Raw genomic sequence first — 26,872 nt, forward strand, 5'->3', positions numbered from 1 at the left:
TGACCCTTGAGAAGTCTTATTCTTCCACTACGACAGGGCATTTCGCTTTTATGACACTCTCACGCGCTCATACCAATCGGTGCTTCCAGGTTTAGAGTCCAGTCGGCTCACCGATGCAGCGCCCGGTCGGTGGACGTACGGTCTCCGATGAGGCAACTACCGGCGCTCCGGGAGTGCAGTCCGCTCGCGGGTGCGTCTCGAGGAGGAATCTCACATGACGAGGACCACGGCGGAACTGCTCGCTGACCTGGAGAATCGGCTAGAGCAATCGCTGAATCCGGGGAGCCCGAGGGCGATCGCGCGGCGCAAGGAGAAAGGTCTGCCGGGACCCCGCGAACGGATTCGGATGCTGCTCGACCGCGGCAGTTTCATCGAGGTCGGACAGATGGCGAGGAACCCGGGAGCCCCCGACAACCCTTACGGTGACGGCGTCGTCACCGGCCACGGAACCGTCGACGGGCGTCCGGTGGCGGTGTTCTCGCACGACCACACCGTGTTCGGTGGCAGCGTGGGAGAGATGTTCGGTCGCAAGGTCGCATCGATCATCGAATTCGCGGCGCGGATCGGCTGCCCCTGCGTGGGCATCAACGACTCCGGCGGCGCACGCGTACAGGACGCTGTCACGTCGCTCGCCTGGTACGCCGAAATGGGCCGCCGCCAGATCCCACTGTCGGGAGTGTGCCCGCAGGTCTCGATCCTCCTCGGCAAATGCGCGGGCGGTGCGGCGTACGCACCGATCAACACCGATCTCGTTGTCGCCGTCGACGAGCAGGCATACATGTTCGTCACCGGACCCGGAATCATCAAATCCGTCACCGGTGAAGACGTCACCCTCGACGAACTCGGCGGCGCCCGCGCCCAGGCCGAGAACGGGAACGTGCACCACGTCGCGCCGAGCGAAAAGGCGGCGTTCGCCTGGGTGCGTGACTATCTCGGCTTCCTCCCGTCCAGCAGGCACGAAGAGGCACCCATTGTGAACCCGGGACTCGAACCCGAGATCACCGACAACGATCTGGCGTTGAACCAGTTCATGCCGGACGCCGACAACGCCGCCTACGATATGCACGACCTGCTGCTGAACATTTTCGACGACGGCGACTTTCACGAACTTGCCGCGCAGACGGCACCGAACGTGATCACCGGATTCTCCCGCGTGGACGGACGATCCGTCGGAGTGGTGGCCAACCAGCCCCAATTCCTCAGCGGGGCACTGGATCAGGTCAGCGCCGACAAGGCGGCCCGCTTCGTGCGGATCTGTGACGCCTATGAGATTCCGCTCGTGTTCGTCGTCGACACACCGGGCTTCCTGCCCGGGCTGGAACAGGAGCGGAACGGTGTTCTCCGCAGCGGCGGCCGCTTCCTGCAGGCATTCGCGGCGGCCACGGTGCCGAAAGTGACTGTGGTGGTGCGCAAGTCCTATGGCGGTGGATATGCGGTGATGGGGTGCAAGCAACTCGGTGCCGACGTGAACTTCGCATGGCCGACCGCACGCATCGCGGTCATGGGCGCCGAGGCCGCGATCAGTCTCCTCTACCACCGCGAACTCGAAGCTGCCGGCGAGGAACGGGAGGCGATGCGGAAGCAACTGGTCGACGCCTACAACGAGAACGTCGCGACACCGTATTCGGCCGCCGAGCGCGGCTACATCGACGCTGTGATCGAACCGTCCGCCACCCGGCTCGAGATCCGGCGAGCGCTGACGTTGCTCCGTGACAAACGCTCCGCCCGCGGTGAGCAGAAGCACCACCTGATTCCGCTCTGACCGCCGTCGGCAGTCGCTCCTGTACCGTAGTTAGGCAACACTAACCAACTTGAGTTCATTGGAGAGATGCCTGTGGCAAAGCCGACTGCGACACTGACCGTGCTCCGGACCGAATGGCTGACCCAGCACATGGTGCGGGTATTCCTCGGCGACCCGGGATTCGACAGCTTCGTTCCGAATGCCTTCACCGATGCGTACGCGAAACTCGAGTTCGGGAGTCCCGAAGAGCCCGTCCTGCGCACGTACACGATCCGGTCGGTGGATCCGGTGAAGCGGGAGATCGCGATCGACTTCGTGGTGCACGGCGACGCCGGTGTCGCCGGACCATGGGCGGCGTCCGCGGCGGCCGGTGACTTCCTCCGGCTGCGCGGCCCCGGTGGCGCGTTCGCGCCGGACCCGGCTGCCGACTGGTACCTGCTCGCGGGTGACGAGACCGCAATTCCCGCCATCTCCGCGTCCGTCGAGAAGCTGGACGCGTCGGCGGTCGGACGGGTGATCATCGAGGTCGCCGGCCCGGATGACGAAATCGCCTTCGACTCGCCCGCGGGCGTCGACGTCACGTGGATCCACCGCGGCGACACGCCGGACCGGATCGGCGAAGAGGCGTCGGGGGACAACGCGCCCCTCGTCGCGGCAGTGCGCGAGACCGCGTGGCTGCCCGGAACGGCGCAGGTGTTCATTCACGGCGAGGCGCAGGCCGTCATGCAGAACCTCCGCTCCTATGTGCGCAAGGAGCGGGGCGTCGCCGCCTCGGCCGCGTCGATCTCCGGTTACTGGCGTCGCGGTCGCACCGAGGAAGGCTTCCGAGTGTGGAAGTCCGAGCTCGCCGCGAGCGAGGGTGCCTCCCGCTGACCCGGTGCGGCGGACGCGCTACGAGATGTGCGTCCGCCGCGTCAGCACCAGCAGTGACAGCATCGCCACGGCGCCCGCCGCCGGGATCGCGACGGCCATCGGAACTGCGGTGTCCGGGCCGGCGATGCCGACGAGCGGCGAGACCACCGCGGCGAGGCCGAACTGGCCGGCGCCGAGGAGTGCGGACCCGGTCCCGGACGCCTTGGTCACCTCGCCCTGAGCCAGCGCCGTCGCATTGCCCATCACGAAACCGATGCTCGACACCGAGACGAACAGCGGAATCAGGATCGCCCACCACGGCGAGGAATCGATCAGCGTCGCGGCGAGCAGCAGCACGACGCCCGCTGCCAGGAGGAGCGTGACCCCGAAACCCAGCAGCTGCCGGGCGTGGAATGTGCCCACGAGCCGCGTGTTCACGATCGCGGCGCTCACCATGCCCGCGGCGTTCACCGCGAACACCATGGAGAACTGTCCCGGGCTGAGCCCGAGGACGTTCTGCACGACGAACGGGGACGCGGAGATGTACGAGAAGAGCGCGACGAACCCGAACATGAACGTGAACGCATAACCCAGGTACACCCGGTTGCCGACGACGTAACGCAGATTTCGGACCAGTGCGGTGAGCCCGCCGCCGTGCCGGTTCTCCACGGGAAGCGTCTCCGGGACGAGGATCAGCACTCCCGCGAACATCACCACACCCGCGGCGGTGAGAACCCAGAAGATCCCTCGCCAGCCGACCGGTCCGAGCAGGGCGCCACCCATCAGCGGTGCGACGACCGGCGCGACCCCGCCGATGATCATCATGATGCTGAAGAGCCGGGCGGCGTTGTCACCGCGGGCTCGGTCGGCGATGCAGGCGCGTGCGAGCACGATCGCCGCGCCACCGCTCAATCCCTGGAAAAGTCGTGCAGCGATGAGGGTTTCGACGGTGGGCGCGAGAGCGCAGGCCATCGCGGCGAGGGTCGTCACGACGGTGGCGCCGATCAGCAGGCGCCGGCGTCCGAGGCCGTCCGACAGCGGTCCGACGACGAGCTGACCGATGCCGAGCCCGGCCATGAACGTGGTCAATGTCAACTGCACGCTCGGCGCCGACGTGTTCAGGCTCTCCGTCATCAGGGGGAGGCCGGGGAGATACATGTCGGTGGCCAGCGGGGCGATCGCGGACAGTAACGCCAGGACACACAACATGGGGATGGAGATCGTTCGCTGCACAAAAGAACTCTAGCGGCGCGGCTGCTTGATTTATCTTCCGTCCGAGTCGACTGTTGCCTCTATGAGCAGCGACCTACCGGCACCGTTGGAGCTGGTACTCGAGGAGTACGCGCGGCATCTCGGGCTCGAACGCGGCCGATCGCAGCACACCGTGAAGGCGTACGTCGCGGACGCGAAGTCGCTGCTGCAGCACTGGTTGTCGACGTCACCGGAGGCGCACCGCGGCGAGCTTGACATCCAGGTGCTGCGGTCGTGGCTCGCGGGCCAGGCGGCGGCCGGGATCGCCCGGACGACCCTCGCCCGGCGGACGTCGTCGGTGCGCAACTTCACAGCGTGGCTGCTCCGGACCCGGCGCATCGCCACCGATCCCGGCGCCCGGTCGGGCGCCGCGAAGGCCCACCGGACGCTGCCCCCGGTGCTGCGACAGTCGCAGGCGGCCGATTGTGATGGACGCCGCCGAATCGGGCGCGCAGCAGAACGATCCGATCGCCCTGCGTGACCGTCTCATCGTCGAACTGCTCTATGCGACCGGAATACGGTGGGGGAGCTGTGCGGCCTCGACCTCGGTACGGGCGATCGCGAACGGCGGCTGCTGCGCGTGATCGGCAAGGGCGACAAGGAGCGCTCCGTGCCGTACGGGAAACCGGCCGCCGACGCCGTGGACCTCTGGTTCCACGTCGGCAGGCCCGCCGTCGCGACGGACAGTTCCGGGCAGGCGCTTCTCCTGGGCAAACGAGGGAAGCGTCTGGACCAGCGGCAGGCCCGCAGCGTCGTCCACGAGGTCCTTTCCGCGGTCCCCGGCGCACCGAACCTGAGCCCGCACGGCCTGCGCCACACGGCGGCCACACACCTACTCGAAGGCGGCGCCGACCTGCGCGTCGTGCAGGAACTCCTCGGACACGCCAGCCTCGCGACCACTCAGCTCTACACCCACGTGTCCGTGGCGAGGCTCCGCGCGGTGCACGATCAGGCGCATCCCCGGGCCTGACCCGGTTTGGTAGCGTCGCGCCACGAATCTGCAGTTGTTTCTGCACTATCCCGGGGAAGTAGTGGACCGCGAAGACTTGACTCGACCGCAGCCGTCCTGGCTGAAAGACGGTGGCGGCGCCCCGGTGGGCGACAGCGCGGCCGATCCATGGGGGCAGCAGTCCTGGGACGGTCCCGCCCCGGAGCCGAGCCGGCATCAGGTGACCAGCCAGGATCTGGTGGCGGATGCTCTCCTCGAACGGGCACGCAGGGCGCCGAGCCGAGGGTGGCGGCGCGGACTGCACCGGCTCACCGGGGGGTCGGTGAATCCGGGGAGTCGGCAGGGGAGGCGCGCGAAGCGGCACTGCTCGACCGCATCCGGCAGCCGATCCAGGGGGACTATCGCATTGCGTTCCTGTCCTTGAAGGGCGGCGTCGGCAAGACGACGACCACGATCGGGCTGGGCTCGACGTTCGCGTCACTGCGCGGCGACTGCGTGATCGCCGTCGACGCCAACCCCGACTTCGGGACACTCGCGCAACGCGTGCCCCTGCAGACGCATTCGACCGTCCGTGATCTCATCGCGGCGGAGTCGACCATCCGGCGTTACTCGGATGTGCGGGCCCACACGTCGCAGGCGCCGAGCCGTCTCGAGGTGCTTGCGAGCGAACAGGACCCGGCGATCTCCGAGGCATTCAGCGAGGACGACTACGGCAGGTGATCGACATACTGCAGGTGTACTACAACATCATCCTCACCGACTGCGGCACCGGAATCATGCATTCGGCGATGAACGGCGTCCTGCAACTCGCCAATTCCCTCGTGCTGGTGAGCTCGCCGGCAATCGACGGCGCCCGCAGTGCCGCCGCCACGCTGGACTGGTTGCAGCACCACGGTTACGGGCACCTGGTCTCGCGGACGGTCGTCGTGATCAGCGCCGCCAGGCCCGGCTCGAGCACGATCGACATGACGGAACTGACCAATCACTTCCTGCTCCGGTGCCGGGCCGTGAAGGTGGTGCCGTTCGACGAGCACCTCGCCGAGGGTTCGGTGGTGGATCTGGATCTGCTGCGTCCAGCGACGCGGAAGGCGTTCGTCGAACTCGCGGCGATGGTCGCGGATGACTTCCCGGAGTCGGCAGGCAGGCACGCCGTCGCGGAGTGGCGCTAGCCGCCGACGGGTTCGAGCCGTACCGGCGCCACGCGGACGAGTCCGAGCGGGTCGAGGTATTCGCGGTCGCGGCGAAGACCCCAGTGCAGGCACGCTGCGACGGGTGCGATGCAGCCGGGGTGCCCGGGTTCGAGCGTGCCGAGGACGGTGCCGCGGCCGACGCGCAGCCCGGGGGTAACCCGGGCGGTCACCGGTTCGTACGTGGTGCGGAGGCCACCCGGGTGGTCGACGGAGACGACGGGTTTGCCCGCCACCGTGCCGGCGAACACCACCACGCCCGCCCCCGCGGACAGCACCGCCTCGTCGGGCACGCCACCCAGATCCACGCCGCGATGGCCCGGAAGCCAGTCGCGCTCGGGATTGTCGAACGCCCGGACCACCCGCGGTCGTGGGTGCAGCGGCCAGTCGAAGTCGCCGGTCGGCGCGGCATCGGCGGGCGGAGCGAGGAGAACCGCGGCCGTCAGCAGGGTCGAAGCCGTGGCCGCCGCCGTGAGCACCCGCAGAATCGCCCCGAACTCCGTCATGGCTCGACGATCCCGCACGTCCGGGCCGATGAACGGGCAGCGGACGAGAATGTGGATCGACTGCGCATTGTCCACAGATCCCGCAAAACCCTTGCGCGGGTGGCCGCGGTGTGGCAGGGGCGGTTAGGGCGTTCGGCGTGGAGGCCGTACACTGATCGAGCGGTCTGTGCTCCCACAGTCCGACTTCGCGCGCCCGCGCAGGTTATCGGCCATCGGCTGGTCTCGCATCTCGGTGTGAGTCCGATGGTCTGCGGGCGCCAGGGTGGAGCGTCTTGTGATGCTCCGCATCAACCGGCAATGAAAGAGAGATACACAGCCATGGCTGTCGTAACAATGAAGCAGCTGCTCGACAGCGGCACGCACTTCGGTCACCAGACCCGTCGTTGGAACCCGAAGATGAAGCGTTTCATCTTCACCGACCGCAACGGCATCTACATCATCGACCTGCAGCAGACGCTGACGTACATCGACAAGGCGTACGAATTCGTCAAGGAGACCGTTGCCCACGGCGGCACCGTCCTCTTCGTCGGCACCAAGAAGCAGGCCCAGGAATCCATCGCGGCCGAGGCCACTCGCGTCGGGATGCCCTACGTCAACCAGCGTTGGCTCGGCGGCATGCTCACCAACTTCACCACCGTCCACAAGCGTCTTCTCCGCCTCAAGGAGCTCGAGGCCATGGAGCAGACCGGTGGCTTCGAGGGTCGCACCAAGAAGGAAATCCTCATGCTCACGCGTGAGATGACCAAGCTGGACCGCACTCTCGGTGGTATCCGCGACATGGCCAAGGTCCCCTCCGCGGTGTGGATCGTCGACACCAACAAGGAGCACCTGGCCGTTGCCGAGGCTCGCAAGCTGAACATCCCGGTCATCGCGATCCTGGACACCAACTGCGACCCCGACCTCGTCGACTACCCGATCCCGGGCAACGACGACGCCATCCGCAGCGCCGCCCTGCTCACCAAGGTCGTCGCTTCCGCGGTGGCCGAGGGCGTGCAGGCCCGTGCCGGACTGAGCGCCGACAAGGACGCGAAGCCCGAGGCCGGCGCCGGCGAACCCCTCGCCGAGTGGGAGCAGGAACTGCTCTCGCAGGCAGCGCCCGCCGCAGAGGCAGCGCCCGCCGCAGAGGCAGCGCCCGCCGCAGAGGCCGCTCCCGCAGCTGAGGCAGAGGCGGCTCCGGCTGCCGAGGCCCCCGCCGCAGCAGAGGCTCCCTCCACCGAGGCCTGATCCGATGCAAACGGCCCTGACCAGAGATCTTTTGGTCAGGGCCGTTTGACGGTCTGGTCCGAGTACTACCCTGACTTACGTCCCGACAGACATATGAGGAGGCTCGCTCACCATGGCGAACTACACCGCCGCTGACGTCAAGCGGCTCCGCGAGCTCACCGGCTCCGGAATGATGGCCTGCAAGAACGCTCTCGCTGAGGCCGAGGGTGACTTCGACAAGGCTGTGGAGCAGCTGCGCATCAAGGGCGCCAAGGACGTGGGCAAGCGTGCCGAGCGCACCACGGCCGAGGGCCTGGTCGTTTCCAAGGACGGCGTCCTGCTCGAGCTCGACTGCGAGACGGACTTCGTCGCGAAGAACGAGGACTTCCTGAAGCTCGCCGAGTCGATCGTCACGGTCGCGGCGGCAGCGAAGCCCGCCGACGTCGACGCGCTCAAGGCGCTCGAACTCGACGGCAAGACGGTCGACACCGTCATCCAGGAGCAGTCCGCGAAGATCGGCGAGAAGCTCGTCCTGAGCAAGATCGCCTCGTTCGACGGACCGGTCGCGGTCTACCTGCACAAGCGCAGCGCCGACCTGCCCCCCGCCGTCGGCGTCCTCGTCGAGTACACCGGCGAGGGTGACGCTGCTGCGGAGGCCGCTCGCGGTGCCGCCATGCAGGTTGCGGCGCTCAAGGCCAAGTACGTCACGCGTGACGAGGTCCCCGAGGACATCGTCGCCAGCGAGCGTCACATCGCCGAGGAGACCGCTCGCGCCGAGGGCAAGCCGGAGCAGGCTCTGCCGAAGATCATCGAAGGCCGCGTCAACGGCTACTTCAAGGACGTCGTGCTGACCGAGCAGTCCTCGGTGCAGGACTCCAAGAAGTCCGTCAAGGCGATCCTCGACGAGGCCGGCGTCACCATCAAGCGCTTCGTTCGCTTCGAGGTCGGTGCTTCGAGCTAGTCGTGTGAGTCGTATGGCCCCGTCGGACGAGTGCGCTCGCCCGGCGGGGCCTACGTATACCGCCACCGTCCTGATGAGGCAGGATGAAGATGGCCGTCTGAATGGGTCGAGTAAGCGCGTGGGTGCGCTCGGCCGCTGTCGAAATCGACGAGTGCTGTGGAACTGAGGAGAGCAATGTCCGAACCAGCCAACGAACGTACGGGATTCCATCGAGTCCTTCTCAAACTCGGCGGAGAAATGTTCGGTGGTGGCAAGGTCGGCCTCGACCCCGACGTGGTAACCAAGGTCGCGGAACAGATCGCCGAGGTCGTGCGATCCGGGGTGCAGGTGGCGGTGGTCATCGGCGGCGGCAACTTCTTCCGTGGTGCGGAACTGCAGCAGCGAGGCTTGGACCGCGCGCGTTCCGACTACATGGGCATGCTCGGCACCGTGATGAATTGCCTTGCTCTGCAGGACTTCCTGGAGAAAGAGGGCATCGACAGCCGCGTGCAGACGGCGATCACCATGGGGCAGGTGGCGGAGCCCTACATTCCGCTGCGCGCTCAGCGTCACCTCGAGAAGGGCCGCGTCGTGATCTTCGGCGCCGGCATGGGCATGCCCTACTTCTCGACCGACACGACCGCGGCGCAGCGTGCACTCGAGATCGGCGCCGAGGTCGTCTTGATGGCCAAGGCCGTCGACGGCGTGTTCACCGCGGACCCGAATCTCGACCCGACCGCGACGATGTACACGCAGATCACGCACCGTGAGGTCATCGAACAGGGGCTCAAGGTCGCCGACGCGACGGCCTTCAGCCTCTGTATGGACAACGAGATGCCGATCATGGTGTTCAATCTGCTGACCGAGGGGAATATCGCTCGGGCAGTGTCCGGTGAGAAGATCGGAACGCTCGTCAAGTCATGACGCGAGTGACACGCTCGACACAGGGTTTTCTCGAAACAGAGGCAGTGACGAATCGATGCAGAACGACATGGAGGAACAGCCGTGATTGATGAAGCTCTCTTCGAAGCCGAGGAGAAGATGGAGAAGGCTGTCACGGTGGCCAAGGACGATCTCGGATCGATCCGCACGGGCCGCGCGAATCCTGGCATGTTCAATCGCATCGGAATCGACTACTACGGCGCGTTCACCCCGATCACCCAGCTCGCCAGCATCAATGTGCCGGAGGCGCGCTTGGTCGTCGTCAAGCCGTACGAGCCCTCGCAGCTCAACGCCATCGAGACGGCGATCCGGAACTCCGACCTCGGCGTGAACCCGTCCAACGACGGAAACCTGATCCGGATCTCCGTACCCCAGCTCACCGAGGAACGCCGCCGCGAGCTGGTCAAGCAGGCCAAGTCCAAGGGCGAGGACGCGAAGGTGTCCGTGCGCAACGTGCGCCGCAAGGCGATGGACGAGCTGTCCCGGATCCAGAAGGACGGCGAGGCAGGCGAGGACGAGGTCGGCCGGGCCGAGAAGGAACTCGACAAGACGACCGCCCGGTACGTCGCGCACGTCGACGAGCTGGTGAAGCACAAGGAAGCCGAGTTACTGGAAGTTTAGTCACGAGACGAGGAGTGGATCGGGGACAGTGACCGTGCCAGCAGAACACGGGACCCCAGGGGGACCCATCTCCGAGGGCGACCCCTCGGAACCGGTCTCCGACGGTGCGGCCGCGTCGGAGGCGGCCCCGGCCGCGAAGTCGAAGGCCGGGCGTAACCTCCCCGCCGCGATCGGCGTGGGCGTCGGTCTCGGCGTCGCGCTGATCCTGATCCTCGTCTACGTGCCGCTGGTGTGGATCGGCGTGGTGGCCGTCGCGATGGCCGTGGCCACCTGGGAGGTCACCAAGCGCCTGCGTGAGGCCGGGATCAGCGCCCCCCGGATCCCGCTGCTGGCCGGCGGCCAGGCGATCCTGTGGCTGGGGTGGCCGTTCGGCCCGGTCGGGGTGCTCAGCGCCTTCGCGGGGACGGTGCTGGTCTGCATGGTTTGGCGGCTGTTCGACCACGGGCTGAAGGCGACACCGCAGAATTTCCTCCGGGACACCGCGATCACCGTGTTCGTCGCCTCCTGGATTCCGCTGCTGGCGTCGTTCGCCGTGCTGATGGTGTTGCAGGACGACGGCGCCGGGCGGGTGCTGTGCCTGATGATCGGCGTGGTCTGCTCCGACGTGGGCGGCTACGCGGCGGGTGTGCTGTTCGGCAAGCATCCGATGGTGCCGGCGATCAGCCCCAAGAAGTCGTGGGAAGGGTTCTTCGGTTCGCTGTTGTTCTGCGTCATCGGCAGCCTGCTCACGGTCACCCTGATCCTCGACGAGAACTCGATGATCGGCGTGCTCCTCGGTGTCGTCCTGGTGGTCACCGCCACGCTCGGCGATCTCATCGAATCCCAGGTCAAGCGAGAGCTTCGCATCAAGGACATGGGCACCCTGCTTCCCGGGCACGGCGGCATCATGGACCGTCTCGATTCCCTGCTGCCGTCGGCGTTCGTGACGTGGCTGGTGCTCACGGTCCTCGTCTGACCGTCCTGCCGTGACCATCCCCAGCCCGAACATCTGGCACTGGCCCGAGTGGTACGAGGTCGAGAATCGTGCCCAGGACGTGGACGGGGCGATCTTCCGGCACCTGCGCGGGGCCGTCGACTGGACCGGCGGCACCGTCGCCGACGTGGGCTGCGGCTCCGGCTTCCACCTCCCGGTCTTCGCCGAGTCCGCGGCCACGGTCTACGGAATCGAACCGCATCCGCCGCTACTGGAACGTGCTCGCACACGAGTCGGGCACCTGCCGAACGTCCGCGTGACCGAGGGCTCGGCCGAGGGCATACCCCTTGGCGACGCGAGCGTCGACGTCGTGCACGCGCGGACCGCCTATTTCTTCGGTCCCGGCTGCGGCCGCGGAATCTGCGAGGTGATGCGAGTGCTGCGCCCGGGCGGCGCGCTCGTGGTAGTCGATCTCGATGCGACGGCCCATCCCTACGGCGAATGGATGCGGGCCGACCTGCCGCAGTACAACCCGGCGACCGTCGAGGCCTTCTTTGCCGCGCAAGGGTTCGACCTGGTGCGCGTGGAGACGCGATGGCGATTCCCGGATCGGGAATCGCTGCGCGGAGTGCTCGGTATCGAGTTCAGCAAGAAGACGGCATCCACGGCGTTCGCGCAGACACCCGGCGTGGCTCTCGACGTGCGCTACCGCGTGCACGTCCGTCGAAAGCCCGCCGGGCTGGAGTTGCTCTGACCGGGTGTCGTCAGCGCGGTGCGATGTGGAAGAGCTTCGCGAGCGCGTTGATCTTCTTGGCCTTCGCCAGCTTGGGGAGGTCGCTGCCGTCCCGTACCCGGGAGCCGTCCTCGCCGAGGTCCGCGATCACATCGCGGGCCCATTCGGCCTCGGCCGGGGAGGGGCTCAGTGCGTCGTTGACCGGCGCCGTCTGCGCGATGGTCATGCACAGTTTGCCGCTCATCCCCATAGACAGGGTGAGCGCCGACGCACGGATCAGGGCGTCGACGTCGGTGCCGAGGGTGGGGCCGTCGATCGGCGGTGCGATCCGGGCGGCCCGGCTGGCGACCGTCAGACGGGATCGGGGATAGGCCATCGCCAGCGGCGAATCGTCCATCCCGGTGTCGCGGCGGAAGTCGCCGCTGCCGAACGCGAGCCGGAACGTGGCCTCCGTCCGGGCGATCTCGGGTGCGGCCTCGAGTCCCATCGCGGATTCGACGAGGGCGAGCACCTTCGTGCCCTCGGGGAGCCGTTCGGCGGTGGCGTCGACCTGCATTCCACTCTCGGTCTTGGCGAGCATGACGCCCTCGAGTCCGGGGACACCGTTCAGGGCTGCCAGATCGTCCGCCCAGTAGGGGGTGGTCGCGTCGTTGATCCGCACCCACGCGCGCCGGTTCTCGCCGAGCCAGGCGACGACGTCGGCGCGGGCCTGGGGTTTGCGGTCGGGGGTGACGGCGTCCTCGAGGTCGAGGATGACGGCGTCGGCGGCGCTGGCATGGGCCGCCTCGAAACCCTCGGGTTTGCCGGCGGGAACCAGCAGCCAGGATCGTGCTTGTTCAGCCGCGATACGCGGTGCCACAGTCGTCTCCATGTCGGCCTTCACAGTCGTGCCGTTCCGGTGATATCCACGACAGTAATTCTGCTCGCTCAGCGTCTGCGCAATCCACTTGCGTAACTATTGTTCAGTTAGAAATTACTGTTCAGGCGCCGCTGCCGGTTCGCTGCCCGGCGGATCTGGATGATGCGGACACCGCCCGCGAGGGCCATGATCACCGCGCCGGCGATCGCCGCGAACAGCAGTGTGACGCCCAGCGGGAGGGTGAATTCCCAGGTGAACATTTCGAGGGTCACGCTGTCGAGGTTCTGCAGGATGAACACGAGAAGCAGTACCAGAACGACGATTCCGATCACCAGACCGGTCCAGGTGGCGCCGACCCGGGTGTGCTTGATGCCCTTGCGGCGTGCGACGTCGGGATGCTCGGTGCCGGCCGGTGTGGTGTCGGGGTGCGGCGGGTCCGTGGGCACCGGTCCGGTGCTCGGACCACGGCCGGCCGGGACGTCCGGCGGGAAGTTCGAGGGGTCGTCCGGTGTTGTCGACATAAGTTGATCTTCACCCACCTGGGCGGGTTCCGCATGCGCATCGGGCGGCGAAACGACGTCGATCAGGCATCCGCACGACAACGACCCCCGAATCAATGGGACAATGGAGAAACTATGGCTGTCTCGCTTCCCCTCGTTTTCACCGCGCCCCGGCGTGGGATGCCGCCCAAGCATCTCGCGGACCTCGACTCCGCCGAGCGGCGGGAGGCCGTCAAGGAGCTGGGTCTGCCCGGGTTCCGGGCCGACCAGCTGGCGCGGCAGTACTACGCGCGGCTCGAGGCGGATCCGGAGAAGATGACCGATCTCCCCGCCGCCGTGCGCGAGCAGGTGGGCGCGGCCCTGTTCCCGACGCTGCTGACCCCCGTCAAGCACCTGGCCTGCGACGGCGGTGACACCCGCAAGACGCTCTGGAAGGCGAACGACGGGACGCTGCTCGAAAGCGTCCTCATGCGCTACCCCGACCGCGCGACGCTGTGTATCTCCAGTCAGGCGGGGTGCGGAATGGCGTGCCCGTTCTGTGCGACCGGTCAGGGCGGGTTGCAACGCAACCTGTCGACCGCCGAGATCGTCGACCAGGTACGCGCCGCCGCGGCCGCTCTGCGCGACGGTGACGTCCACGGGGGTCCGGGCCGGTTGTCGAACGTCGTTTTCATGGGGATGGGGGAGCCGCTCGCCAACTACAAGCGAGTGGTCGCCGCCGTGCGCCGCATCACGTCGCCCGCCCCCGACGGCCTCGGATTGTCGCAACGCTCCGTGACGGTGTCGACGGTGGGTCTGGCGCCCGCGATCCGCAAGCTCGCCGACGAGGACCTCAGCGTCACGCTGGCTGTGTCTCTGCACACCCCGGACGACGAACTGCGCGACACCCTGGTCCCCGTGAACAACCGCTGGTCGGTGGCGGAGGTCCTCGACGCCGCCCGCTACTACGCGGACAAGTCCGGCCGCCGCGTCTCGATCGAGTACGCGCTGATCCGGGACGTGAACGATCAGCCGTGGCGCGCCGACCTGCTGGGCAAGAAGCTGCGCAAGGCGCTCGGGCCGCTGGTGCACGTGAATCTCATTCCGCTGAACCCCACACCGGGCAGTGAATGGGACGCGAGCCCGAAGCCGGTGGAGAAGGAATTCGTCCGGCGCGTGCTGGCGCAGGGTGTGTCCTGCACCGTGCGGGACACCCGCGGCCAGGAGATCGCAGCCGCCTGCGGGCAGCTCGCCGCCGAGAACTGAGGTTCCGCCGCGCAGACAGAAACGACAAAACCCCTCGTCCCCGAGTGATCGGGGCGAGGGGTTCGTTCGTGGTTCGGTGCTACCGGGGCTTGCGCCGCAGGACGATGTCGCGAACGAGGATCAGGACCATCAGGGCCGCGCAGCCGATCAGCCACAGGTCCTCGATCTCGCCGGTGTGGTTGCCGATGATCATGAGCAGCAGGAACACGGCGAAGAGCCATCCGAAGAACCGGAACGTCTTCGGCGCCTCACCGCTCCAGCCCCACGCTGCCGACGGGACCTCCGCGGTGTCGATGTGTGCGGCCACGATGGGGTCGCTGGACGAGGGCTCCAACTGGGTACCGGCCACGATCGATCCTCCTGCAGATTCGGTTGCGCTACTCGACATATCGTGACATACGACTGCCCGTCGTATGTAGCGGGGCCATCCATGGCGGGCAGTCCGCATTTCATCAGGAACAATGGGTGGGTGGATGAAAACAGGCCCACTCGCGTCCTGCTGCTCGGCAGCACAGGTTCGATCGGTACCCAGGCGTTGGAGGTGGTGGCCGCCAACCCGGACAAGTTCACGGTGGTGGGACTCGCGGCAGGCGGCGGAAACGTCGAACTGCTGGACAGGCAGATTCGTGAGACGGGTGTGTCCTCCGTCGCAGTCGCGGATCCGCGGGCGGCCGCATCGCTGGGTCGGCCCGGCGTGCTGAGCGGACCGGACGCCGTCACCGAACTCGTGCGGACCACGGAAGCGGACGTCGTGCTCAACGCACTCGTCGGTTCGCTGGGACTGGAGCCGACTTTGGCCGCGCTCGAGTCCGGCGCGCGGCTCGCCCTCGCCAACAAGGAGTCGCTCGTCGCCGGCGGTCCCCTCGTCACGGCCGCGGCGGCTCCGGGACAGATCGTGCCGGTCGACTCCGAGCACTCCGCGCTGGCCCAGTGCCTGCGGGGCGGCAGCGCGGACGAGGTGGACCGGCTGGTTCTCACCGCCTCTGGCGGACCGTTCCGCGGCTGGACGGCCGATCGGCTCGAATCGGTCACACTCGAGCAGGCCGGTGCCCACCCCACGTGGTCGATGGGGCCGATGAACACGCTGAACTCCGCGACACTCGTCAACAAGGGGCTCGAACTGATCGAGACCCACCTGCTGTTCGGCGTCGACTACGACCGGATCGACGTCACCGTTCACCCGCAGTCCATCGTGCACTCGATGGTCACGTTCACCGACGGGTCGACGCTGGCGCAGGCCAGCCCACCCGACATGAAACTCCCGATCGCCCTGGCGCTCGGCTGGCCGCACCGGGTTGCCGGTGCCGCCGCGGCCTGCGACTTCAGCACCGCATCCACCTGGGAGTTCGAGCCACTCGACTCGCAGGTTTTCCCCGCCGTCGACCTCGCCCGCGAGGCAGGCAAGGGTGGCGGATGCCTCACCGCCGTCTACAACGCTGCGAACGAGGTCGCGGCTCAGGCATTCTTGGACGGGATCATCCGATTCCCGCGCATCGTCCGCACCGTCGCCTCCGTGCTGTCCGAGGCGGACGAGTGGTCGGCGCCACCGGCTACCGTGGAGGACGTACTGGCCGCCGACGGCTGGGCACGTGAGCGAGCACGTCAGCTCGTGAAGCAGGAAGGCTAGAACTGCATGGTGTTCGCAGTGGGCGTTGTTCTCTTCGCCCTCGGGATCGCACTGTCGATCGCACTTCACGAAGCGGGGCACATGTGGGTGGCGCAGGCCACCGGCATGAAGGTCCGCCGGTACTTCATCGGTTTCGGACCCAAGGTCTTCTCCTTCCGCCGCGGTGAGACCGAGTACGGGCTCAAGGCGCTCCCGCTCGGCGGGTTCTGCGACATCGCCGGGATGACGGCGCTGGACGAACTCGAACCGGACGAAGAAGACCGGGCCATGTACAAGAAGCCGACCTGGAAGCGCCTTGCGGTGATGTCCGGCGGCATCGGCATGAACTTCGTCCTCGGGCTCGTGCTGGTCTACGTCCTCGCAGTCGGGTGGGGGCTGCCCGACCTCAACCGTTCCACCGACGCGGTCGTCGGCTCGGTCGGGTGTGCTGCGCCCACCCAGGGTCCCGGCCCCGACTACGCCCTGTCCGAGTGCACCGGCCCGGGCCCCGCCGAGCAGGCGGGCATCAGGACCGGCGACGTCGTCACCGCGGTCGACGGCAAGGACACGCCCTCGTTCGCCGACGTGGCTGCGGCCACACGTCCGCTGTCCGGCCCGGTGGACTTCACGATCGAGCGGGACGGCGAAGAGCAGACGATCGTCGTCCCGGTCCAGCAGGTGCAGCGCTGGGTCCAGGAAGAGGGGGAGACCGAACCTCACGAGGCGACGGTCGGTGCCATCGGCATCGGGGCGACCCCGAGCGTCGTCGAGCACTCGGCCCTCTCGGCGGTGCCCGCCTCGTTCGAGTTCACCGGCGACATGTTCGTGATGACCGCCGAGCGGCTCGTGCAGATGCCGAGCAAGGCCGTCGACCTATGGCATGCGGTGACGGGCGGCGAACGCGACCCGGAGACCCCGATCTCCGTGTACGGCGCCAGCGTCATCGGCGGTCAGATCGCCGAACAGGGCATCTGGGAGGCGTTCGTGCTGCTCCTCGCGAGCCTGAACTTCTTCCTCGGAATGTTCAACCTCCTGCCGCTGCTGCCGCTCGACGGCGGACACATGGCGGTCACCCTGTACGAGCGGGTCCGGGACTGGTTCCGCAGCAGACGCGGACTGCCCAGCGGGGGACCCGTCGACTACATGAAGCTTCTGCCCGTGACCTATGTGGTGATCGTCATAGGCGGGGCATACATGCTCCTCACCCTGACCGCCGACATCGTCAACCCGATCAAGCTCTTCCAGTGATCGCTAAACTCGGACTTGAAGCTACGAAAGAAGGCACCCACGTGACCAGCCCTGTCGGATTGGGTATGCCCGAAGGCCCGGCCGCCGTTCTCGCACCCCGCCGCAAGACTCGCCAGCTCCAGGTCGGAACTGTCGGTGTCGGCAGCGACTTCCCGGTATCCGTGCAGTCGATGTGCACCACCAAGACTCACGACGTCAACGCCACCCTGCAGCAGATCGCCGAACTCACGGCGTCCGGCTGCGACATCGTCCGTGTCGCCTGCCCGCGGCAAGAGGACGCCGACGCGCTCGCGACCATCGCGAAGAAGAGTCAGATCCCGGTCATCGCCGACATCCACTTCCAGCCCCGCTACATCTTCGCCGCCATCGACGCGGGCTGCGCGGCCGTCCGCGTGAACCCCGGCAACATCAAGGAGTTCGACGGACGCGTCAAGGAGGTCGCGAAGGCCGCGGGCGACGCAGGCATCCCGATCCGCATCGGCGTCAATGCCGGTTCCCTCGACCCCCGGCTGATGCAGAAGTATGGCAAGGCCACGCCGGAGGCGCTCGTCGAGTCCGCCCTGTGGGAGGCGGGACTGTTCGAGGAACACGGGTTCGGCGACATCAAGATCTCGGTGAAACACAACGACCCGGTGATCATGGTCGAGGCCTACCGGCAGTTGGCGGCGCAGTGCAACTATCCGCTGCACCTCGGGGTGACCGAGGCCGGTCCGGCGTTCCAGGGCACGATCAAGTCGGCGGTGGCGTTCGGTGCGCTGCTGGCCGACGGCATCGGCGACACCATCCGGGTGTCGCTGTCCGCCCCGCCAGCCGAGGAGATCAAGGTCGGCACGCAGATCCTGCAGTCGCTGAACCTGCGGCCCCGGAAGCTCGAGATCGTGTCCTGCCCGTCGTGCGGGCGCGCCCAGGTCGACGTGTACACGCTGGCCGACGAGGTCACCGCCGGTCTCGAGGGTATGGAGATCCCGCTGCGCGTCGCCGTCATGGGGTGCGTCGTCAACGGTCCCGGTGAGGCCCGCGAGGCCGACCTGGGTGTCGCGTCCGGCAACGGCAAGGGGCAGATCTTCGTCAAGGGAAAGGTCATCAAGACGGTTCCGGAGGCGCAGATCGTCGAAACCCTGATCGAGGAAGCGATGCGGATCGCCGAGGAGATGGAGGGTGATGCGACGTCCGGATCACCTGTCGTGACGGTCAGCTGAGTCGGCGCAGGCAGCGGGCAACGAAACGTCTCCCGTTTCCGGCGAGTTCATGGCAATCTGGTGGGCAGGTCCACTAGCTGACAAGGTTGGGTAGATGCTCAAGCTCCTCGGTGCCAAACAGTTGAGCAGTCGGGACGCAGCACACGTGCTTCGCGTTCTCGACGCCGATCCTGTCGCCGCCTGCATGGTTGCCGCTCGCGTCGAAGAGGGCGGCATCGATCCCCGGATGATCCACGGAGAGTTGTGGAGTCGGGGCGGGCCGCTCGAATCGTTGTGCTTCTCGGGCGCGAACTTCGTGCCGCTGCGCGGCAGCATCGACGACATGCGGGCGTTCGCCGACCGGGCCTGTCGCACGCCGCGGATGTGTTCGTCGCTGGTCGGCAGGGCAGAACTGACGCTGCCGCTGTGGGAGATGCTCGAGATGGATTGGGGGCCTGCCCGCGAGGTCCGGGCCGACCAGCCGCTGCTGGCGCTGGCGAGTACCCCGCAATGCCGCCCGGATCCCTTGGTCCGGCAGGTGCGGATGCACGAACTCGAGAAGTATCTGCCGGCCGCGGTCGCGATGTTCATCGAAGAGGTCGGCATCGATCCCCGCGCCAATGACGGCGGACGAGGGTACCGCCGCCGCGTCGCCAATCTCATCGCCGCCGGCCGGGCGTGGGCCAGATTCGACGACGGCCAGGTGGTGTTCAAGGCCGAGGTTGGATCGGTGTCTTCACGGGTGGGGCAGATCCAGGGTGTCTGGGTGCATCCGATGTATCGCGGACACGGGTTCGGGGCGGCGGGTACCGCGACGGTCGCGGAGGCCGTCATCGCCGAGGGCCGCATCGCCAGCCTCTATGTCAACAGCTTCAACACGGTGGCTCGCAGCGCGTACGCGCGCATCGGCTTCAGCCAGGTCGCGACGTTCGCGACAATTCTCCTGGACTGACTCGCTGTCCGCCTACCGTGTCGGCGGTGTCCGCCGACATACCATGGGCGGCGATGAACCTGCGGCCATATTCTCGCTTACGCGTCGTCCAGTCGATCGCCCTCTGCGGCGCCGCTGTGCTGACGGTGGGTCTCACGGCGTGCACGCCGAGACCGGACGGTCCGGAACCGGCCGCGCAGGCGTTTCTGACGGCGTTCGCCGAGCAGCACCCGGAGCAGGCCGCCGATCTGTCGGATCGCCCCGACGTCGCCCGCCAGGCCCTCGAGTCCGCGTGGACGGCGCTGCAGGCGGAGTCTCTCGACGCCCGGACGACGGACGTTCACGTCAGCGGTGACACGGCCACCGTCGGGTACACGTACGAATGGCATCTGCCGAAGGACCGGGTGTGGACGTATTCGGGTGAACTCCAGATGGGGCGGCGCGGCGGCGACTGGGCCGTGCGCTGGAGTTCCACCAACGTCCATCCCCGGCTGGGTGATCGGCAGACGATGTCGCTGCGTTCCACTGCCCCCCCGCGGGCGCGGGTCAACGAGCATTCCGGGTCGGACGTCCTCGTGCCCGGCGTGGTGTACCGCGTGAAGGTCGATGCGGCGCAGTCGGGCAACGTGATCGGCAGCGCGCAGTCCCTCGCGTCGGCGCTTGCCACGTTCGACAACACGCTCACTGCGCAGTCGATCGCCGAATCGGCGACGGCGGTCAAGGGCGACTACCTCGTCACCAGGCTCCGGTCGGACGACTACGAACAGGTCGCCGGCGTGCTCGGCGCCATTCCCGGTGTGAGCGTGTCCGACGAGGCGGATCTCGTGGCCACCGACCGGAACTTCGCACCCGATCTGGTCGGTCAGGTGAAGAAGACCGTGATCGACGAGGTCGACGGCAAGGCCGGCTGGAGTGTGGTGACGGTCAACCAGAACGGTGTCGACACGGACGTGCTCACCGAGACGGCGCCGCAGACCTCCCCGTCGTTCTCGATCAGTCTCGACCGTCCCATCCAGATCGCCGCGCAGAACGCCGTCAATGCGCGCACCGACCAGACGATGATGGTCGTCATCCAGCCCTCGACCGGCGACGTTCTGGCCGTCGCGCAGAACAAGGCCGCGGACAAGGACGGACCGGTCGCGCTCACCGGACTGTATCCGCCCGGTTCGACATTCAAGATCATCACCGCAGGCGCCGCGATCTCCTCGGGCATCGCGACACCCGACACGATGGTGCCGTGTCCGGGACGCATCGAGATCGGTGAGCGCAGCGTCCCGAACTACAACGAATTCGCGCTCGGTACCGTGCCGATGGCGACGGCGTTCGCCCGGTCGTGCAACACATCGTTCGCGAAACTTGCCAGCGAGATGCGGCCCGACGCACTGACGGTCGCGGCGTCGCAGTACGGAATCGGGCCCGACTACGAAGTGGTGGGCCTGCCGACGGACTCGGGTTCGGTGCCGCCGGCCGAGGATCTGGTGCAGCGAACCGAGGACGGATTCGGGCAGGGCAAGGTGGTGGTGAGCCCGTTCGGGATGGCGTTGGCCGCCGCGACCATCGCACACGGTTCGACGCCCGTGCCGCGGTTGATCGCCGGACGGGAAACCACGATCGACGGCGAGCGTCCGCAGATCAGCCCGGAGATGGTCGACGGGCTGCGCGGAATGATGCGCCTCGTGGTGACGAGCGGTACCGCCGAGCGGATCGAAGACCAGGGCGAGGTGTACGGCAAGACGGGTGAGGCCGAGGTCGAGGGCGGTTCGCACGCCTGGTTCGTCGGCTACCGCGGCGACCTCGCGTTCGCGACGCTGGTGGTGCGCGGCGGCAGTTCCGACAATGCCGTCGCCGTTACCCGCGACATGTTCGCCGCGCTGCCCGAGGGGTACTGACGCGGCCGCTGTCCACCGATCGGGGGACGCGGAATTCATCCTGTTCAGGGGCTGATCGGTGGACAGACTCGGCCGCCGGGGCGGTCCATAGTTGGTTGCAGACGGAAGAACCCGCACAGTCGGGATCGAAAAGCCAACGTGGACAGGAAGTCGGACCATGACCATCAGTGCAGAAGTCAATCGCGTGGAGACAGCGAACGGCACCCGGAGGGTGTTGTTCGTCGGGCGCCCGGGCGCCGGCACCGAGCTGACGCGGTGGGTTGCGTTGCGGCAGTGGGCTTCCGAACGCGGAATCGAATCGATCAGCGAATGTGAGGGCGACGTCGTCTGCGCGATCGCGACCGAGGACGTCCTGGACGGACTCTGTTCGCCGTCCGATGCGATGGCGATGCAGCTGGCGCGGGCTCGAGGGGTGCCCTGCGTCGGCGTTCGCGACGCACACGTTCTCGAGGATGCGATCTGACATGGGCTTCGAGATCATCGAGCGCGGCGAGACCCTGGTGGCCGGTCTACCAGTGCGAAGCCCCCAGCGAGCGTTGGGGAAGCTGAGCGACCCTCGCCTCGACCGCGCCTGGACGAGAGTGCTCCACCACGAGGTCGGGGGGCCGCTCGCGTCCACCTACATCGACTTCGCACCCGACGTCGAGTCCTATTACACCCAGATCGTCGGGTACGAGTGCGCGACGGTGGACGACGCCACGCGGGGTCACGTCATTTCGCGGATCCCGCCCGGCACGTACGCCAAGTTCTCCTCGCGGGGAATGTTTCCCGACGTGATGCTCCGGCTGTGGGCGCAGGTCAGCGAGGCGGAGACGAACGGTGACATCGAGCGGACGTACACCGGGGACCTCGAAGCGTATCCCCACGCGTACGCCGTGGACCTGTACATTCCGATCCACGTGGACGAGTCCGGGGCGCCGTCGAGTGCGGTGGGTGAGAAGCGATGATCGAGATCGTCAAGCGGGCGGCCGAATCGTTTGTGGGCCTGACCATTCCCGAGGGTAAACCCGGACGTCCCGGGCCGGGCCGGGAACTCGTCGACTACACGGTGGAGCGGATCAGGGATCGGGGGATCTCCGAGATCTTCGTCGTCTACGCGGCCTCCCCGCCGCCGCGCACCTTCACGGTCGTCGTAGGACACCCGTGCGATTCGATCGACAAGATGGAGCACGGCGACGTCCTGGTCGGCGTACGTTCCGGCTATTTCGCCCGATTCTGTTGCGCGGACGAATCGGAACCGGATGCGCTCGCCGAGACGTGGAGCGTCGCCGACTACGCGGCGGCGCGCGGCCGGATCGAACGCGCCTTCACCGAGGACCTCGAGGTACATCATCCGGACGGGTCGGTCGAACTGTTCCTCTCGCTGTACTGAGCGGCGAACGGGCGGGTCATTCGTGCTCGGCGAGTTTCTCGGGGTCGATCTCGGGCCCGCCCTTGCCGAGCCTCTTGTTCACGACGACGGTCCCGGCCCACAGCACGACACCGATTCCGAGGAGAACGCCCGCGATCTGATACTGCACCGCGGGACGGTCGGCGAAAGGAGTGACGAGGAAGCCGCACGTGAGGGCGCCGATGATCGGCAGGATGGTCGGCACCCGGAAATGCTTGTGCTCGACCGGCTGCTTGCGCAGGACGAGCACGGTGATGTTGACGATGGTGAACACGCCCAGAAGCAGTAGCGCGGTGGTGCCGCCGAGTTCGGGGACCTCACCGACGAACGTGATGAGGCCGAAGGCGAGGATCGTGGTGAAGACGATGGCAACGTACGGCGTGCGCCGCGTGGTGTGAACCTTGCCGAGCGGGGGAGGCAGGACGCCCTCCCGGCTCATGCCGTACAGCAACCGGCTTGCCATCAGCATGTTGATCAGCGCCGTGTTGGCGACGGCGAACATGGTGATGAACGCGAAGATCCCGATCGGGAACCCGGGCGCCCCGGCCTGAACGACCTTCAGCAGCGGAGTGTCACCCTCGCCGAGCTCGCTCACCGGCACGAGGGCGATCGCGGTGATCGACACGAACACGTAGATGCAGCCGGTGATGATCAGCCCGGTCAGCAGGACCTTGGGGAAGATGCGGCTCGGTTCCTTGCATTCCTCGGCCATGTTGACCGAGTCCTCGAACCCGACCATCGCGAAGAAGGCGAGGGCGGTGCCCGCGACGACCGCGCCGAGTGCGGACCGGTCGCCGGTGTCGAACGTAGCCACCTGGGAGAAGTCGCCGTCTCCGACGCCGAGGGCCCACAGCCCGATCATGATGATGATCAGGAGACCGGACAGCTCGACGCAGGTGAGTACGACGTTGGTCTTGACGCTCTCGCTGACCCCGCGGAAGTTGACGAGACCCACCAGCGTCATGAAGCCGAGACCGAGCAGGGTGATGCCGATCCCGGTGGAGAAGTCGAGGTGGAACGCCTCGACGAAATTGGCGGCGAACGCCCGCGACGCCGTCGACGCGGACGTGATTCCCGAGCACATCACCGCGAACGCGACCATGTACGTGAGGAAGTGCACCCCGAACGCCTTGTGCGTGTACAGCGCGGCGCCCGCGGCCTTCGGGAACTTGGTGACCAGCTCCAGATAACTGAATGCGGTGATGATCGCGACGACGAACGCCACCAGGAACGGCAGCCACACCGCGCCCCCGACCTGATTGGCCACCTTTCCGGTGAGCGCGTAGATCCCGGTGCCGAGGATGTCTCCGACGATGAACAGCAGTAGCAGCCCCGGGCCCATCACCCGCTTGAGGCTCGGCTGTTCGGGCGAATTCGAATCCGGTGCGTTCGAACTCGTGGCGTCCGCTGTCGATCCCATGATCCACCGCCTTTCGCTACCGCCTGCGTCCCTCGTTCGAGAAGACGCGTGTCGCTAGGGGAGCAGCCCGAGCCTGCGCGCGGTGACCACCGCCTCGTGCCGCGACCGTGCGTCGAGCTTGCTCATGGCACTGCGCAGGTAACTCTTCACCGTCTCGGGTCCCACCGAGAGCCGCTGTGCTGCTTCGCTGTTGGTGCATCCCAGGGCCACGTGGGACAGGACGTCGATCTCGCGTGGAGTGAGGTGGACGGCGGGGTCCTCGTCGGCGCCGTCGGCGTCCGGCCGCAGAATGCCTGCCAGTCGCTGCGACAGCCCGCGGAGGCGGGCCTGCAACGACGTGTCGGCGACGGTCTGCGCGACACTCCGCAGTTCCGCGTGGATGTCGCGGAGCTCCTCGGTGGTGGCGCCGCCGGCGCCGTTCACGTCGAGCGTCTTCATCATCTCGAGGCGGCGATCGACCTCGTCCCGGATGGCGATCTCGGTGCCGAGGCGCCGCGACGCCGCGACGACGATGTCGGCGGTGCGGTCTCCGATCGGTGCGCAGTCGCGGATGGCGGCGTAGAGCACGGCGCGCGAGCTGCCCCGCACCATGACCGGCACCGCCAGGATGGACCGGAGCCCCTCGCTGAGGACGGGCCGGTCGTAGTGGTGCGTGATGGTCGAGGAGCGGCCGTAGTCGTTGACCGCCGCGGGTGTGCGCTGGGCGACCACGCGGCCGCCGAGTCCCGAACGCGAGGGGATGGCGAGGCCCTTGAGGTTGTTGGTGCGGGTGCCGACGAACTCGCTGAGGTGCAGTGTGCCGTCCTGGACCTCGCCGCCGAACAGGACCGGCGCGACGCCGTGAGCTGCGATGGAACGCAGTTCACCGCGAAGAGCGTCCCCGTCCCGAGGGCGCAGCAGCGACGGTGCGCGAGCAACCAAGTCGGTCACCCCTTTCCGGGGGTAGTCACAGCGGTCTGTGAGCTAGATCATAACCGTAGAGAGTTCGGGCGACGGCCCGACCATCTGTCACGGGCCATGAGAGCACAAGGAGTACCGCATGACCACCGATCCCACCGCACGCGTGCGTGAGCTGCTGGACCAGTACGACACGCCGACGGCGTCCGCCGCGGAACTGTTGTGTGATCGACACCCCGCCGACGACGTGGCGTTCACCGTCGTCGAATCGGATCTGTCGTCGACGGACCTCACCTACGGCTACCTTCGCGAGCAGTCGACGCGATTCGCCGCCGCGCTCGCGGACCTCGGCGTCGAGCCGGGTGACCACGTCGCGACGCTGATGGGCAAGTCGGCCGAACTGGTCGTCGCACTGCTCGGCATCTGGCGCCGGGGTGCCGTCCACGTTCCCCTGTTCACCGCGTTCGCGCCGCCGGCGATCGCGTTCCGGCTGGGTGCGAGCGGAGCGAAGGTCGTCGTCTCCGACGCCAACCAGCTCGACAAGCTGGCCCCCGGAGAAGACATGCCCGCGGATGCGTCCTGGCAGGTCGTCGTCGTGGGCGGGTCCGACTCCGATGCTCTCGACTTCGCGACGCTCGTCGAGTCGCACGACGCCGCGGATGCGAAGGGCGCGTCCGTCACGGTCGGCGGCGACGGACCCCTCGTTCAGTTGTTCACCAGCGGCACGACCGGAACACCGAAGGGTGTGGCGGTGCGACTGCGGGCCCTCGCGTCGTTCCACGCCTACCAGGAGTTCGGCCTCGACGTCCGCAAGGACGACGTGTTCTGGAACGCCGCCGACCCGGGCTGGGCGTACGGCCTGTACTACGCGCTGCTCGGGCCTCTCGCCGCGGGCACCCGCAGCATCCTGCTGCACGCCGGGTTCTCCGCACCCCTCACCTGGCAGGTGATGGAGCGCTTCGGCGTCACCAACTTCGCCGCCGCGCCCACCGTCTACCGCAGCCTGCGGGCCGACCCCACGCCGATCCCCGAGACGGTGAAACTGCGGCGCGCGTCGTCCGCGGGTGAACCGCTCACTCCCGACGTGATCTCGTGGGCCGAGGCCAACCTGGACGTGTTCGTCCGCGACCACTACGGCCAGACCGAGCACGGCATGTTCATCGCCAACTCCTGGGCCGACGGGCTGCGGGAAGAGGTGCGCGACGGGTCCATGGGCAAACCGCTGCCCGGGTGGGCGTGCGCCGTCCTCGAGGACGGCTCCGACGCGATCGCGCCGCCGCGCACCCCAGGCCGGGTCGCGATCGACACGCACAACAGCCCGCTGATGTGGTTCACCGGCTACGTCGACGCTCCGGAGAAGACCGCGCAGCGGTTCACCGCCGACGGTCGGTGGTACCTCACCGGCGACGCCGGGCAGACCGACGAGGACGGCTTCTACTTCTTCTCCGCCCGCGACGACGATGTGATCATCATGGCCGGCTACCGGATCGGGCCCTTCGACGTCGAGAGCGTGCTCGTCATGCACGACCACGTCGTCGAGGCCGCGGTCGTCGGGATGCCCGACGAGTTGCGCGGCGAGGTACTCGAGGCGTTCGTGGTCCTGCGCGAGGGCGTCGACGGGACCGGCGAACTCGAGGTCGAGCTGCAGACGCTGGTGAAGAAGAAGTTCGCGGCGCACGCCTACCCGCGCACCGTGCACTTCGTCCCCAACCTGCCGAAGACTCCCAGCGGCAAGGTGCAGCGGTATCTGCTCCGCCAGAAGTAGGCCCTCCGGGCCCGTGCGCCTTTAACGGTGGTGCGGGGGGCCGCTAAGCGCCCCGGGGGGGGCTCGCCACGGGGGCCCGGGGAGCCCCGCCCCCCGGGGGAGGGCG

General features: G+C 67.5%; 25 protein-coding genes and 2 pseudogenes. 20 read left to right on the forward strand and 7 right to left on the reverse strand.

The window, feature by feature from the left end; translation table 11 throughout:
* Positions 1–214: 214 nt before the first annotated feature.
* Positions 215–1,762, forward strand: a complete 1,548-nt coding sequence (locus tag ACFWAY_RS45540) for an acyl-CoA carboxylase subunit beta (protein WP_378515208.1) — start codon at positions 215–217, stop codon at positions 1,760–1,762.
* Positions 1,763–1,834: 72 nt separating this feature from the next.
* On the forward strand, positions 1,835–2,614 hold the full coding sequence (locus ACFWAY_RS45545) for a siderophore-interacting protein (protein WP_378515209.1): 780 nt from the start codon (positions 1,835–1,837) through the stop codon (positions 2,612–2,614).
* A gap of 18 nt (positions 2,615–2,632) precedes the next feature.
* On the opposite strand, the gene ACFWAY_RS45550 is transcribed toward ACFWAY_RS45545, so the two are convergent.
* Positions 2,633–3,802 (reverse strand): multidrug effflux MFS transporter, encoded by a 1,170-nt coding sequence (locus ACFWAY_RS45550; protein ID WP_378515225.1) that lies wholly within the window; start codon positions 3,800–3,802, stop codon positions 2,633–2,635.
* A gap of 85 nt (positions 3,803–3,887) precedes the next feature.
* Between ACFWAY_RS45550 and ACFWAY_RS45555 the strand changes: the two are divergent.
* Positions 3,888–4,814 (forward strand): annotated as a pseudogene (locus ACFWAY_RS45555) (tyrosine recombinase XerC).
* Between the two features lie 124 nt (positions 4,815–4,938).
* Positions 4,939–5,962, forward strand: a pseudogene (locus ACFWAY_RS45560) (MinD/ParA family protein).
* Here ACFWAY_RS45560 and ACFWAY_RS45565 read toward each other — a convergent pair.
* Positions 5,959–6,561, reverse strand: a complete 603-nt coding sequence (locus tag ACFWAY_RS45565; protein ID WP_378450241.1) for a M23 family metallopeptidase — start codon at positions 6,559–6,561, stop codon at positions 5,959–5,961. The pseudogene ACFWAY_RS45560 and the gene ACFWAY_RS45565 sit on opposite strands and share 4 nt — an antisense overlap.
* A 243-nt stretch (positions 6,562–6,804) precedes the next feature.
* On the opposite strand from ACFWAY_RS45565, the gene rpsB reads away from it, so the two are divergent.
* From rpsB to ACFWAY_RS45595, 6 genes are all read left to right on the forward strand, one after another.
* Complete coding sequence (rpsB, locus tag ACFWAY_RS45570; protein WP_378515210.1) at positions 6,805–7,710, forward strand: 30S ribosomal protein S2; 906 nt, start codon at positions 6,805–6,807, stop codon at positions 7,708–7,710.
* Positions 7,711–7,822: 112 nt separating this feature from the next.
* Positions 7,823–8,650: a translation elongation factor Ts gene (gene tsf / locus ACFWAY_RS45575; RefSeq protein WP_378450242.1), complete on the forward strand. Its 828-nt coding sequence runs from the start codon at positions 7,823–7,825 to the stop codon at positions 8,648–8,650.
* A 174-nt stretch (positions 8,651–8,824) separates the two neighbouring features.
* Entirely contained in the window at positions 8,825–9,553 is a 729-nt protein-coding gene (gene pyrH, locus ACFWAY_RS45580; protein WP_005240535.1) for a UMP kinase, read from the forward strand.
* An 81-nt stretch (positions 9,554–9,634) separates the two neighbouring features.
* Positions 9,635–10,192 carry a ribosome recycling factor gene (gene frr / locus ACFWAY_RS45585; protein WP_378450243.1) on the forward strand — a complete coding sequence of 186 codons (558 nt, stop codon included), beginning with the start codon at positions 9,635–9,637 and terminating at the stop codon, positions 10,190–10,192.
* A gap of 28 nt (positions 10,193–10,220) precedes the next feature.
* Positions 10,221–11,147, forward strand: a complete 927-nt coding sequence (locus ACFWAY_RS45590) for a phosphatidate cytidylyltransferase (RefSeq protein ID WP_378450244.1) — start codon at positions 10,221–10,223, stop codon at positions 11,145–11,147.
* A 10-nt stretch (positions 11,148–11,157) separates the two neighbouring features.
* Positions 11,158–11,859, forward strand: coding sequence for a class I SAM-dependent methyltransferase (locus ACFWAY_RS45595; protein ID WP_378515212.1), 702 nt, complete (start codon positions 11,158–11,160; stop codon positions 11,857–11,859).
* Between the two features lie 10 nt (positions 11,860–11,869).
* Here the strand turns inward: ACFWAY_RS45595 and ACFWAY_RS45600 are convergent, their stop codons facing one another.
* Positions 11,870–12,721, reverse strand: a complete 852-nt coding sequence (locus tag ACFWAY_RS45600) for an HpcH/HpaI aldolase/citrate lyase family protein (RefSeq protein ID WP_378515214.1) — start codon at positions 12,719–12,721, stop codon at positions 11,870–11,872.
* Between the two features lie 83 nt (positions 12,722–12,804).
* Entirely contained in the window at positions 12,805–13,218 is a 414-nt protein-coding gene (locus tag ACFWAY_RS45605; protein ID WP_378515215.1) for a lipopolysaccharide assembly LapA domain-containing protein, read from the reverse strand.
* Positions 13,219–13,332: 114 nt separating this feature from the next.
* Between ACFWAY_RS45605 and rlmN the strand changes: the two genes are divergently transcribed.
* On the forward strand, positions 13,333–14,442 hold the full coding sequence (rlmN, locus tag ACFWAY_RS45610) for a 23S rRNA (adenine(2503)-C(2))-methyltransferase RlmN (protein ID WP_005240549.1): 1,110 nt from the start codon (positions 13,333–13,335) through the stop codon (positions 14,440–14,442).
* Between the two features lie 79 nt (positions 14,443–14,521).
* On the opposite strand, the gene ACFWAY_RS45615 is transcribed toward rlmN, so the two are convergent.
* Positions 14,522–14,791: a DUF2631 domain-containing protein gene (locus tag ACFWAY_RS45615; protein ID WP_378450248.1), complete on the reverse strand. Its 270-nt coding sequence runs from the start codon at positions 14,789–14,791 to the stop codon at positions 14,522–14,524.
* 81 nt (positions 14,792–14,872) lie between these two features.
* On the opposite strand from ACFWAY_RS45615, the gene dxr reads away from it, so the two are divergent.
* From dxr to ACFWAY_RS45655, 8 genes are all read left to right on the forward strand, one after another.
* Positions 14,873–16,069 (forward strand): 1-deoxy-D-xylulose-5-phosphate reductoisomerase, encoded by a 1,197-nt coding sequence (dxr, locus tag ACFWAY_RS45620; protein ID WP_378515216.1) that lies wholly within the window; start codon positions 14,873–14,875, stop codon positions 16,067–16,069.
* Positions 16,070–16,075: 6 nt separating this feature from the next.
* On the forward strand, positions 16,076–17,296 hold the full coding sequence (locus tag ACFWAY_RS45625; RefSeq protein ID WP_378515217.1) for a M50 family metallopeptidase: 1,221 nt from the start codon (positions 16,076–16,078) through the stop codon (positions 17,294–17,296).
* A 41-nt stretch (positions 17,297–17,337) separates the two neighbouring features.
* Positions 17,338–18,495, forward strand: a complete 1,158-nt coding sequence (gene ispG / locus ACFWAY_RS45630) for a flavodoxin-dependent (E)-4-hydroxy-3-methylbut-2-enyl-diphosphate synthase (RefSeq protein WP_378515218.1) — start codon at positions 17,338–17,340, stop codon at positions 18,493–18,495.
* Between the two features lie 94 nt (positions 18,496–18,589).
* Positions 18,590–19,426 (forward strand): GNAT family N-acetyltransferase, encoded by an 837-nt coding sequence (locus ACFWAY_RS45635; protein ID WP_378515220.1) that lies wholly within the window; start codon positions 18,590–18,592, stop codon positions 19,424–19,426.
* A 53-nt stretch (positions 19,427–19,479) separates the two neighbouring features.
* Positions 19,480–21,294 carry a penicillin-binding transpeptidase domain-containing protein gene (locus tag ACFWAY_RS45640; protein WP_378515226.1) on the forward strand — a complete coding sequence of 605 codons (1,815 nt, stop codon included), beginning with the start codon at positions 19,480–19,482 and terminating at the stop codon, positions 21,292–21,294.
* 157 nt (positions 21,295–21,451) lie between these two features.
* Positions 21,452–21,757, forward strand: coding sequence for a hypothetical protein (locus ACFWAY_RS45645; RefSeq protein ID WP_378450253.1), 306 nt, complete (start codon positions 21,452–21,454; stop codon positions 21,755–21,757).
* Between the two features lies 1 nt (position 21,758).
* Positions 21,759–22,241, forward strand: a complete 483-nt coding sequence (locus tag ACFWAY_RS45650; protein ID WP_378450254.1) for a GyrI-like domain-containing protein — start codon at positions 21,759–21,761, stop codon at positions 22,239–22,241.
* Entirely contained in the window at positions 22,238–22,666 is a 429-nt protein-coding gene (locus ACFWAY_RS45655; RefSeq protein WP_378450255.1) for an AraC family transcriptional regulator, read from the forward strand. The genes ACFWAY_RS45650 and ACFWAY_RS45655 overlap by 4 nt, the downstream gene beginning before the upstream one ends.
* Positions 22,667–22,682: 16 nt before the next feature.
* Here the strand turns inward: ACFWAY_RS45655 and ACFWAY_RS45660 are convergent, their stop codons facing one another.
* Together ACFWAY_RS45660 and ACFWAY_RS45665 are read right to left on the reverse strand one after the other, a co-directional pair.
* Positions 22,683–24,104: an APC family permease gene (locus ACFWAY_RS45660; RefSeq protein WP_378515222.1), complete on the reverse strand. Its 1,422-nt coding sequence runs from the start codon at positions 24,102–24,104 to the stop codon at positions 22,683–22,685.
* Between the two features lie 54 nt (positions 24,105–24,158).
* Positions 24,159–25,034, reverse strand: coding sequence for a response regulator transcription factor (locus ACFWAY_RS45665; protein ID WP_378515223.1), 876 nt, complete (start codon positions 25,032–25,034; stop codon positions 24,159–24,161).
* Positions 25,035–25,143: 109 nt separating this feature from the next.
* On the opposite strand from ACFWAY_RS45665, the gene ACFWAY_RS45670 reads away from it, so the two are divergent.
* Positions 25,144–26,766 (forward strand): AMP-binding protein, encoded by a 1,623-nt coding sequence (locus tag ACFWAY_RS45670; RefSeq protein ID WP_378515224.1) that lies wholly within the window; start codon positions 25,144–25,146, stop codon positions 26,764–26,766.
* Positions 26,767–26,872: the final 106 nt, after the last annotated feature.

The organism is Rhodococcus sp. NPDC059968, assembly GCF_042738615.1.
In the GTDB taxonomy this organism is placed as follows: domain Bacteria; phylum Actinomycetota; class Actinomycetes; order Mycobacteriales; family Mycobacteriaceae; genus Rhodococcus_F.

Excerpts from the sequence above, each read along its gene's own strand:
- ACFWAY_RS45540 (WP_378515208.1), top strand. The coding sequence starts at position 215 with ATGACGAGGACCACGGCGGAACTGCTCGCTGACCTGGAGAATCGGCTA.
- ACFWAY_RS45550 (WP_378515225.1), bottom strand. The coding sequence starts at position 3,802 with ATGTTGTGTGTCCTGGCGTTACTGTCCGCGATCGCCCCGCTGGCCACC.
- rpsB (WP_378515210.1), top strand. The coding sequence starts at position 6,805 with ATGGCTGTCGTAACAATGAAGCAGCTGCTCGACAGCGGCACGCACTTC.
- tsf (WP_378450242.1), top strand. The coding sequence starts at position 7,823 with ATGGCGAACTACACCGCCGCTGACGTCAAGCGGCTCCGCGAGCTCACC.
- pyrH (WP_005240535.1), top strand. The coding sequence starts at position 8,825 with ATGTCCGAACCAGCCAACGAACGTACGGGATTCCATCGAGTCCTTCTC.
- ACFWAY_RS45605 (WP_378515215.1), bottom strand. The coding sequence starts at position 13,218 with ATGTCGACAACACCGGACGACCCCTCGAACTTCCCGCCGGACGTCCCG.
- rlmN (WP_005240549.1), top strand. The coding sequence starts at position 13,333 with ATGGCTGTCTCGCTTCCCCTCGTTTTCACCGCGCCCCGGCGTGGGATG.
- dxr (WP_378515216.1), top strand. The coding sequence starts at position 14,873 with ATGGCGGGCAGTCCGCATTTCATCAGGAACAATGGGTGGGTGGATGAA.
- ACFWAY_RS45625 (WP_378515217.1), top strand. The coding sequence starts at position 16,076 with ATGGTGTTCGCAGTGGGCGTTGTTCTCTTCGCCCTCGGGATCGCACTG.
- ACFWAY_RS45635 (WP_378515220.1), top strand. The coding sequence starts at position 18,590 with ATGCTCAAGCTCCTCGGTGCCAAACAGTTGAGCAGTCGGGACGCAGCA.
- ACFWAY_RS45640 (WP_378515226.1), top strand. The coding sequence starts at position 19,480 with ATGAACCTGCGGCCATATTCTCGCTTACGCGTCGTCCAGTCGATCGCC.
- ACFWAY_RS45645 (WP_378450253.1), top strand. The coding sequence starts at position 21,452 with ATGACCATCAGTGCAGAAGTCAATCGCGTGGAGACAGCGAACGGCACC.
- ACFWAY_RS45650 (WP_378450254.1), top strand. The coding sequence starts at position 21,759 with ATGGGCTTCGAGATCATCGAGCGCGGCGAGACCCTGGTGGCCGGTCTA.
- ACFWAY_RS45655 (WP_378450255.1), top strand. The coding sequence starts at position 22,238 with ATGATCGAGATCGTCAAGCGGGCGGCCGAATCGTTTGTGGGCCTGACC.
- ACFWAY_RS45660 (WP_378515222.1), bottom strand. The coding sequence starts at position 24,104 with ATGGGATCGACAGCGGACGCCACGAGTTCGAACGCACCGGATTCGAAT.
- ACFWAY_RS45670 (WP_378515224.1), top strand. The coding sequence starts at position 25,144 with ATGACCACCGATCCCACCGCACGCGTGCGTGAGCTGCTGGACCAGTAC.